The sequence below is a fragment of the Streptomyces sp. NPDC041970 genome (assembly GCF_055588985.1).
Genome location: NZ_JBVJCD010000055.1, coordinates 30,358 through 39,177, shown reverse-complemented (window position 1 = coordinate 39,177; position 8,820 = coordinate 30,358). Strand labels below are relative to the sequence as shown.

6 protein-coding genes are annotated in these 8,820 nt (G+C 74.8%); 3 read left to right on the top strand and 3 right to left on the bottom strand.

From position 1 onward, the window contains the following. Window positions 1-245: 245 nt before the first annotated feature. On the top strand, window positions 246-1,889 hold the full coding sequence (gene pgm, locus ACZ6EJ_RS22705) for a phosphoglucomutase (alpha-D-glucose-1,6-bisphosphate-dependent) (protein WP_469269553.1): 1,644 nt from the start codon (window positions 246-248) through the stop codon (window positions 1,887-1,889). 42 nt (window positions 1,890-1,931) lie between these two features. On the opposite strand, the gene meaB is transcribed toward pgm, so the two are convergent. From meaB to ACZ6EJ_RS22690, 3 genes are read right to left on the bottom strand one after another with little or no spacing between them, the layout of a single operon-like run. Next, a complete protein-coding gene (gene meaB / locus ACZ6EJ_RS22700) occupies window positions 1,932-2,927 on the bottom strand; it encodes a methylmalonyl Co-A mutase-associated GTPase MeaB (protein ID WP_469269552.1) in 996 nt (331 codons plus the stop codon). An 11-nt stretch (window positions 2,928-2,938) separates the two neighbouring features. Beyond that, window positions 2,939-5,182, bottom strand: a complete 2,244-nt coding sequence (gene scpA / locus ACZ6EJ_RS22695; protein WP_469269551.1) for a methylmalonyl-CoA mutase — start codon at window positions 5,180-5,182, stop codon at window positions 2,939-2,941. Next, on the bottom strand, window positions 5,182-7,044 hold the full coding sequence (locus ACZ6EJ_RS22690) for a methylmalonyl-CoA mutase family protein (RefSeq protein ID WP_469269550.1): 1,863 nt from the start codon (window positions 7,042-7,044) through the stop codon (window positions 5,182-5,184). The genes scpA and ACZ6EJ_RS22690 overlap by 1 nt, the downstream gene beginning before the upstream one ends. A gap of 269 nt (window positions 7,045-7,313) precedes the next feature. Between ACZ6EJ_RS22690 and ACZ6EJ_RS22685 the strand changes: the two genes are divergently transcribed. After that, window positions 7,314-7,817 (top strand): SHOCT domain-containing protein, encoded by a 504-nt coding sequence (locus tag ACZ6EJ_RS22685; RefSeq protein WP_469269548.1) that lies wholly within the window; start codon window positions 7,314-7,316, stop codon window positions 7,815-7,817. Window positions 7,818-7,926: 109 nt separating this feature from the next. Continuing rightward, a complete protein-coding gene (locus ACZ6EJ_RS22680; protein ID WP_469269555.1) occupies window positions 7,927-8,724 on the top strand; it encodes a tyrosine-protein phosphatase in 798 nt (265 codons plus the stop codon). The last annotated feature ends 96 nt before the right edge of the window (window positions 8,725-8,820 follow it).

Genomic DNA, 8,820 nt, shown 5'->3' with positions numbered 1-8,820 from the left:
CCCCCCCCCCCCCCCCCCCCCCCCCCCCCCCCCCCCCCCCCCCCCCCCCCCCCCCCCCCCCCCCCCCCCCCCCCCCCCCCCCCCCCCCCGCCGCGGCCGGGCCGCCCTGCCGGGAGGGAGGGGACCGGTGGCGCGCCCGGACCGGTGAGAGGGCGGAAGATGGGTACGGACCAGGGTGATCACCGCTCCGGTGCCCCGGCCCGCCCCCGCGGACCGGTCGACGACGCGACGTACGAGGAGACCCGATGGCGCACGAACGGGCCGGACAGCCGGCGCACTCCGCGGACCTGGTGGACGTGGCCCGACTGGTGACGGCCTACTACGCCCTCCACCCCGACCCGGCCGACCCCGCCCAGCGGGTGGCCTTCGGCACCTCGGGCCACCGCGGCTCCGCGCTCGCCGCCGCCTTCAACGACGACCACATCGCCGCCACTACCCAGGCGATCTGCGACTACCGGGCCCGGCAGGGCACCGACGGGCCCCTCTACCTCGGCGCCGACACCCACGCCCTGTCCGAGCCCGCCCGCGTCACCGCCCTGGAGGTGCTCGCCGCCAACGGGGCCACCGTGCTGATCGACGCCGAGGACGGGTACACCCCGACTCCCGCCGTCTCGCACGCCATCCTCACGTACAACCGGGGGCGCACCGAGCACCTCGCCGACGGGATCGTGGTCACCCCCTCGCACAACCCGCCCGCGGACGGCGGTTTCAAGTACAACCCGCCGAACGGGGGACCGGCCGCGTCGGACGCCACCTCCTGGATCCAGGACCGCGCGAACGCCCTCATCGAGGCGGGGCTCGGCGAGGTCCGCCGCATCCCGTACGCCCGCGCGCTGGCCGCCGACACCACCCGCCGCCACGACTTCCTCGGCGCCTACGTGGACGACCTGCCCTCCGTGCTCGACCTCGACGCCGTCCGCGACGCCGGCCTCCGCATCGGCGCGGACCCGCTCGGCGGCGCGTCCGTCGCCTACTGGGGGCGGATCGCGGAGCGGCACCGGATCGACCTCACCGTGGTCAACCCGCTGGCCGACCCCACCTGGCGGTTCATGACGCTGGACTGGGACGGCAAGATCCGCATGGACTGCTCCTCCCCGTACGCCATGGCCTCGCTGATCGACCAGCGCGACGCGTACGCGATCGCCACCGGGAACGACGCCGACGCCGACCGGCACGGCATCGTCACCCCCGACGGCGGGCTGATGAACCCCAACCACTACCTGGCCGTCGCCATCGGCTACCTCTTCACCCACCGCGACCGCTGGGCGGCCGGGACCGGCATCGGCAAGACGCTGGTCTCCTCCTCGATGATCGACCGGGTCGCGCACGACCTGGGCCGGACCCTGGTGGAGGTCCCGGTCGGCTTCAAGTGGTTCGTCGACGGCCTCTACGACGGCAGCCTCGGCTTCGGCGGCGAGGAGTCCGCCGGCGCCTCGTTCCTGCGCCGCGACGGCCGGGTGTGGACCACGGACAAGGACGGCATCCTGCTGGCGCTCCTGGCCTCCGAGATCACCGCCGTCACCGGCTCCACCCCCTCCCAGCACTACGCCCGGCTCACCGAGCGCTTCGGCGACCCGGCCTACGCCCGCGTCGACGCGCCCGCCACCCGCGAGGAGAAGGCGGTCCTGGCCCGGCTCTCCCCGCGGCAGGTCAAGGCCGACACCCTGGCGGGCGAACCCGTCACCGCCGTGCTCACCGAGGCCCCCGGCAACGGAGCGGCGATCGGCGGCCTCAAGGTCTGCACCGACAGCGCCTGGTTCGCCGCCCGCCCCTCCGGCACCGAGGACGTCTACAAGGTGTACGCGGAGAGCTTCCAGGGCCCCGACCACCTCGCGCGCGTCCAGGAGGAGGCCCGCGCCCTGGTCTCCGAGGCGCTCGGCGACGCGTAGGACGCCGGGGCCGCCGCCGCCGGCGGCGGCCCCGGCGCGGGCTCAGCCCGCGGCGTCCGTGCGGAACACGCGCAGGATCTCCTCGGCGGCCAGCGTCGCCGTCAGCGTGCCCTCCCGCACCCGCTGTTCGAGCTCCGGCGCGAGCCTGCGCACCGCCGGATGGCTCCGCAGGCTCTCCAGCAACTCGTCCCGGACCATCGTCCACGCCCAGTCGACCTGCTGGTCACGGCGCTTGGCCGCCAGCCGCCCGGTGGACTCCAGGACCTCGCGGTGCTGCTCCAGGCGTTCCCACAGCGCCTCCAGCCCCGTCGACTCGCGCGCACTGCACGTGAGCACCGGGGGGGTCCACGCCGCGTCCACCGGGTGCATCAGCCGCAGCGCACCCGCCAGTTCGCGCGCCGCCGAGCGGGCGTCGCGCTCGTGCGGGCCGTCGGCCTTGTTCACCGCGATGGCGTCCGCCAGCTCCAGGACGCCCTTCTTGATGCCCTGCAACTGGTCCCCGGTGCGCGCCAGCGTGAGCAGCAGGAAGGTGTCCACCATGTTGGCCACCGCCGTCTCCGACTGCCCGACGCCCACCGTCTCCACCAGCACCACGTCGTAACCCGCCGCCTCCATCACCACGATGGACTCGCGGGTCGCCTTCGCCACCCCGCCCAGCGTCCCGGCGGTGGGGGAGGGGCGGACGAAGGCGGCCGGGTCGACCGCCAGCCGCTCCATCCGGGTCTTGTCGCCCAGGATGGACCCGCCGGTGCGGCTGGAGGACGGGTCCACGGCCAGCACCGCCACCCGGTGCCCGAGCCCCGTGAGCATGGTGCCGAGCGCGTCGATGAACGTGGACTTGCCCACCCCCGGCACCCCGCTGACGCCGATCCGCCGGGCCGCTCCCGCGTGCGGCAGCAACCGGCTCAGCAACCGCTGCGCCAGCACCCGGTGTTCGGCCCGCGTCGACTCGACGAGCGTGATCGCGCGGGCCACGTGCGCCCGCCTGCCGTCGAGCACTCCCTGGACGTAACCGTCGATGTCGATCCTCGCGGCCATCCGTCAGCGGCTCACAGCTCGTGGCCGAGCGCGGCGCCGAGCCGCGTCACCAGGTCGTGGGCGGCGTCGGGGATCACCGTGCCCGGCGGGAAGACCGCCGCGGCGCCCGCCTCGCGCAGGGTCTCGACGTCCTGCGGCGGGATCACCCCGCCCACCACGACCATGATGTCCTCGCGGCCCTCGGCGGCCAGCTCCTCCCGCAGCGCGGGCACCAGGGTGAGGTGCCCGGCCGCCAGCGAGGAGACGCCCACGATGTGCACGTCCGCCTCGACGGCCTGCCGCGCCACCTCGCCCGGCGTCTGGAACAGCGGGCCGACGTCCACGTCGAAGCCCAGGTCGGCGAAGGCCGTGGCGATCACCTTCTGGCCCCGGTCGTGGCCGTCCTGGCCCATCTTGGCGACCAGGATGCGCGGCCGGCGGCCCTCCGCCTCCTCGAACGCGTCGACCAGCGCGCGGGTCCGGTCCACCGAGGGGGACTCTCCTGCCTCTTTGCGGTACACACCGGAGATCGTACGGATCTGCCCCGCGTGCCGCCCGTACACCTTCTCCAGCGCGTCCGAGATCTCCCCGACCGTGGCCATCGCCCGCGCCGCGTCGACCGCCAGGGCCAGCAGGTTGCCCTCCAGCCCCGGACCCGGCGCGCGCCCGGCGGCTGCCGTCAGCGCCCGCAGCGCCTCCTGGCACGCCGCCTCGTCGCGCTCCTCGCGCAGCCTCCGCAACTTCTCGACCTGCTGGGCGCGCACCGAGGAGTTGTCGACCTTGAGCACGTCGATGCGCTCGTCGGTCTCCACCCGGTACTTGTTCACCCCGATCACCGGCTGCCGCCCGGAGTCGATCCGCGCCTGCGTCCGGGCGGCGGCCTCCTCCACCCGGAGCTTGGGGATGCCCGCGTCGATGGCCTTCGCCATCCCTCCGGCCTTCTCCACCTCCTGGATGTGCTGCCAGGCCCGGTCCGCCAGGTCGCGGGTCAGCTTCTCCACGTACGCGCTGCCGCCCCACGGGTCGATGACCCGGCACGTGCCGGACTCCTGCTGGAGCAGCAACTGCGTGTTGCGGGCGATCCGCGCCGAGAAGTCGGTGGGCAGCGCCAGCGCCTCGTCCAGGGCGTTGGTGTGCAGCGACTGGGTGTGCCCCTGGGTCGCCGCCATCGCCTCCACGCACGTGCGCGTCACGTTGTTGAACACGTCCTGCGCCGTCAGCGACCAGCCCGACGTCTGCGAATGGGTGCGCAGCGACAGCGACTTGGGGTTCTTCGGCTCGAACTGCGCCACCAGCCTGGCCCACAGCAGCCGGGCCGCCCGCAACTTGGCGACCTCCATGAAGAAGTTCATGCCGATCGCCCAGAAGAACGACAGCCGCGGCGCGAACGCGTCCACGTCCAGCCCGGCCTCCCGGCCCGCCCGCAGGTACTCCACTCCGTCGGCCAGGGTGTACGCCAGCTCCAGGTCGGCCGTCGCCCCGGCCTCCTGAATGTGGTAGCCGGAGATGGAGATGGAGTTGTAGCGGGGCATCTTCCGCGAGGTGTACGCGAAGATGTCGGAGATGATCCGCATCGAGGGGATCGGCGGGTAGATGTAGGTGTTGCGGACCATGAACTCCTTGAGGATGTCGTTCTGGATGGTCCCGGCCAGCTTCTCGGGCGGCACGCCCTGCTCCTCGGCCGCCACGATGTACAGCGCCAGCACGGGGAGCACCGCGCCGTTCATCGTCATCGACACCGACATCCGGTCCAGCGGAATGCCGTCGAACAACTGGCGCATGTCGTAGAGGGAGTCGATGGCCACCCCCGCCATGCCGACGTCGCCGGTGACGCGGGGGTGGTCGCTGTCGTACCCCCGGTGCGTCGGCAGGTCGAAGGCGACCGACAGCCCCTTCTGCCCGGCCGCGAGGTTGCGCCGGTAGAAGGCGTTGGACTCCTCGGCGGTGGAGAACCCGGCGTACTGCCGGATGGTCCAGGGCTGGTTGACGTACATCGTCGGGTAGGGCCCGCGCAGGTACGGGGCGATGCCCGGATACGAGTGCAGCGCCTCCAGGCCCTCGAGGTCGTCCCCGGTGTAGAGGGGCTTGACCGTGATGCCCTCGGGGGTCTCCCAGAGCAGGTCCGTGCCGGACTCCTCGGCCGCCTTCGCCGCCGCCGCCCGCCACCGACCGGGCGAGCCGTCCGGGGGAGCGGGGGACTCCAGCGCGATCTCGGAGAAGTCGGGAACGGCGGGTTCGGGCACGGTGGGGTTCGCTTCCGTGGGCGGTGTGGGCATCACGCCACTCCCATCCGGTCGAGTACGGAGGTGAGGGAGGCGACCGTGTCGCAGCCCGCGAAGACGTGGCCGTCGACGCCGGCGTACGCGCCGGGCCGCCCCGCGAGGAGGATCTCGACCGCGCCCGCCGACCTCAGCGCACCGGCCACCTCCTCCGCCTGCTCGGCGTAGAGCGCGTCCGAGGAGCACAGGCAGGCGACGGCGGCGCCGGAGGCGGCCAGCGCCCCCGCCGCCGTGTCCGCGTCCACCGACACCGGCTCGTGCACCGCCTCGATCCCGCCCGCCCCGAAGAGGTTGACGGCGAACGAGACCCGCGCCGTGTGCGCGGCGGCCGGTCCCAGCGCGGCGATGAACACCTTCGGACGGGAGCCCGTCGCGGCGAGGTGCGCGTCGGAGCGGGCGCGCAGCGCCTCGAACGCCTCGTCGCGCCGCACCCGCGGCAGACCGCCCGGAGCCCCTGCGTACGGGTCGGGGGCCGGCTCGCGCTCCACCGGGGCCTCCGCGGGCTGCGGGAACTCGCTCACCCCGGTGACCGGCTCCACCCGGCGGGCCAGCCGGGCGCTGCGCACCGCCCAGGTGGCGGCCAGCCGCTCGGCGGCCATCCCGGAGCGCAGCGCGCCGGGCAGTCCGCCCGCACGCTCGGTCTCCTGGAAGAACGCCCAAGCGGCGGCGGCGAGTTCGTCGGTCAGCCGCTCCACGTACCAGGAGCCGCCCGCGGGGTCGACGACCCGCGCCAGATGGGACTCCTCGATCAGGATCGTCGAGGTGTTGCGGGCGACCCTGCGGGCGAACGCGTCGGGAAGCCCCAGCGCGTGGTCGAACGGCAGCACCGTCACGCAGTCCGCGCCCCCCACGCCCGCGCCGAGCGCGGCGAGCGTGGTGCGCAGCATGTTCACCCACGGGTCGCGGCGCGTCATCATGACCGGCGAGGTGACGGCGTGCTGCCGCTGCGCCCCGGCGCCGGGCGCGCCCGAGGCCTCGGCGACCCTCGCCCACAGCCGGCGCGCGGCGCGCAGCTTGGCGATGGTCAGGAACTGGTCCGCGGTGGCCGCGTAACGGAACTCGAGCTGGCCGCAGGCCGCCTCCACGCTCGACCCCGCGCCGGTCAGGGCCCGCAGGTAGGCGACGCCGGCGGCCAGGGAGAGCCCCAGTTCCTGGGCGGCCGATCCGCCCGCCTCGTGGTACGGCAGCGCGTCCACGGCGATGGCCCGCAGCCGCGGGTACCGCTCCTGGCACACCCGCGCCCAGCGCACCGCCGGGGCGAGGTCGGCCTCGACGCCCGTCCGGGCCTCGTGGCCGAGCGGGTCCGCGCCGAGCGTGCCGCGCACCTCGTCGGCGGGGACGCCGCGCTCCTCGTGGAGCCGGAGCAGGGCCGCGGCCGCGGCGTCGAGGCCGGTCGGGGCGTCGAGGGCGATGGGCGCCAGGTCGAGGAGGACTCCCTCCAGCGCGCGGGGCAGCGCGTCGGCGGGGACGCCCGCCGGGCCGCCCACGGTGAGCCAGAGCGAGGTGGCCCCGTTCTCCAGGTCGCCGAGGACCGCCTCGTTCAGCCGGGCGGGGTCGGTCAGGGCGTGGCGCTGGCGCACGTCCCAGCCCCCGGTGGTGTTCCCCTCCGCCCTGCCGCCCCGCGTGAAGGGGGCGAAGCCGGGGAAGCCGGCCCGGGGCGACCTGTCGTGGGCGGTGTAGAGGGGGCGTGTGGTGAGCCCGTCCTCCAGTGTGGTGGACAGCGCTTCCTCGGCGGCCTCGCCCGAGACGTCCTCGCCCGACTTGCGCAGTACGCCTTCGACGAGGCGCTGCCACTGGTCATGGGAGGGGTCCGGGAACGCGGCGGCCGGAGAGAGCCCGTCAGCAGGCTGGACCGTCATGCTCAGATGCTAGGGCAGCGCGCGGAATGAGCAGCAGGGGCACGTGCTGTGATCTTGCCCTCCCGGGTCCGGGGACGTTTGCCCGCGCACGGGCACGAAGGGCGCAGCGCGCCCGGAAGGTGCGCAACACGGCCGTGGCCGGAAGCAGGGGTAATCCAGGCCGTGATGCATATTATGTGCGAAGTTTCCTGGTTTCCCGTGCAATATCTGGAATGCCCGTATCCACCCCGGTGCTCTCGCGGACGCCGGGATGCGGAGAGGACGCGACCGTGGCCGCAGAGCCCTTGGAACACCTCGTCATCGCCTTTCCCGCCGCCCGCTTCGCCGGGGCCGTCGCCCCCGTCCTCGCCGACGCCGTGGCCTCCGCCGCCCTGAACGCCCGCGACCTCGCCTTCGTCCGCCGCACCGAGGACGGCGCCCTGGTTTGGGCGGACGTACGGGAGATCGACCCGGAGGGCGTCCTGCCCCTCGGCGCGGAGGAGGGCGGACAGGCGGCCGCGCTGCGCGCGGAGGACCTCGCGGCGCTCGACAGGAGCGTGCCGCGCGGCGACACGGCCGCGATCGTCGTCCGCGAGGACCTGTGGGCCCCGCCGCTGGCCCGCGCGGTCCGCGAGGCGGGCGGCGCGCTCGTCGCCCACGAGATCCTCGGAGCGGACGGGGGAGCGGAGGAGGACATCATCACCCGGCTGGAGCGCCTGGCCGAACTGTGGAAGCGGGACGTCCTCAGCGACGCCGAGTTCGGGGCGCTGAAGACGGAGCTGCTGTCGGACTGAGGCCCGGACGGCGTCCGACGCGGTGCGCGAGCCCGCTTCCCGTGCGCCGCACCGCCGGGTCCGAGGTGTGGAACTCCAGGAACCCATCGGGGAAATGAGGCAGTTCATCGTGCAGACCGCCCGGACCGTCCCGTCCGCCACCGTCGTGAACCTGCGCGACCTGGGCGGCATCACGCTGGGCCGCGGCCGCCGGGTGCGGCAGAACATCCTGTTCCGCTCGGGTCAGTTGAGCGACCTCGACCCGGAGCGCGACCGCGCGGTGGCCGCCCTCGGCGTCCGCACCGTGGTGGACCTGCGCACCGCCGACGAACGGCGGTGGGCCCCGGACCGGCTGCCGGAGCGGGCCAGGCTCTTCGTGGCCGACGTGCTCGGCGACCACCCCGGCGTGGCGCCCGCCCGGCTGCGGTCGCTGCTCGCCGACCCGGCCGGGGCGGAGCGGGCCCTGGGGGGCGGCCGGGCCGAGGAGCTGTTCGCCCAGACCTACCGCAAGCTGGTCCTCTCACCCGGCGCCGCGGCCGCCTACCGGGCGTTCCTGGAGACCGCGGCCGACCCCGCCGCGCGTCCGGTGCTCTTCCACTGCACGGCGGGCAAGGACCGCACCGGCTGGGCGGCGGCCCTCCTGCTCATGATCCTGGGGGCGTCCCGCGACACGGTGCGCACCGACTTCCTCGCGGTGAACCCGGCGGTACGGGCCGCCTTCGCCCCGTCCGTGCGCACGTTCCTCGAAGGCGGCGGCGATCCCGTCGTCGCGGCGGCCGTCGTCGAGGTCCGCCCGCGCTACCTGGACGTGGCGCTCGACGCCGTGGACGAACGCTGGGGCGGCCTGGAGGGCTATGTGCGCAACGGGCTGCGGGTGCCCGAGGCGGCGTTGGAGCGGCTGCGCGACGGACTGGTGATCAGCGGCTGAACGGCGGAGGGGGGGGGGGGGGGGGGGGGGGGGGGGGGGGGGGGGGGGTGGGAGGGGGGGGGGGGGGGGGGGTGCGGGCCTCGCAAAAGCCCGGCC

What these genes read in the sequence shown, in the direction of transcription:
- pgm (WP_469269553.1), top strand. Translation starts at nt 246, where the DNA reads ATGGCGCACGAACGGGCCGGACAGCCGGCGCACTCCGCGGACCTGGTG.
- meaB (WP_469269552.1), bottom strand. Translation starts at nt 2,927, where the DNA reads ATGGCCGCGAGGATCGACATCGACGGTTACGTCCAGGGAGTGCTCGAC.
- ACZ6EJ_RS22690 (WP_469269550.1), bottom strand. Translation starts at nt 7,044, where the DNA reads ATGACGGTCCAGCCTGCTGACGGGCTCTCTCCGGCCGCCGCGTTCCCG.
- scpA (WP_469269551.1), bottom strand. Translation starts at nt 5,182, where the DNA reads ATGCCCACACCGCCCACGGAAGCGAACCCCACCGTGCCCGAACCCGCC.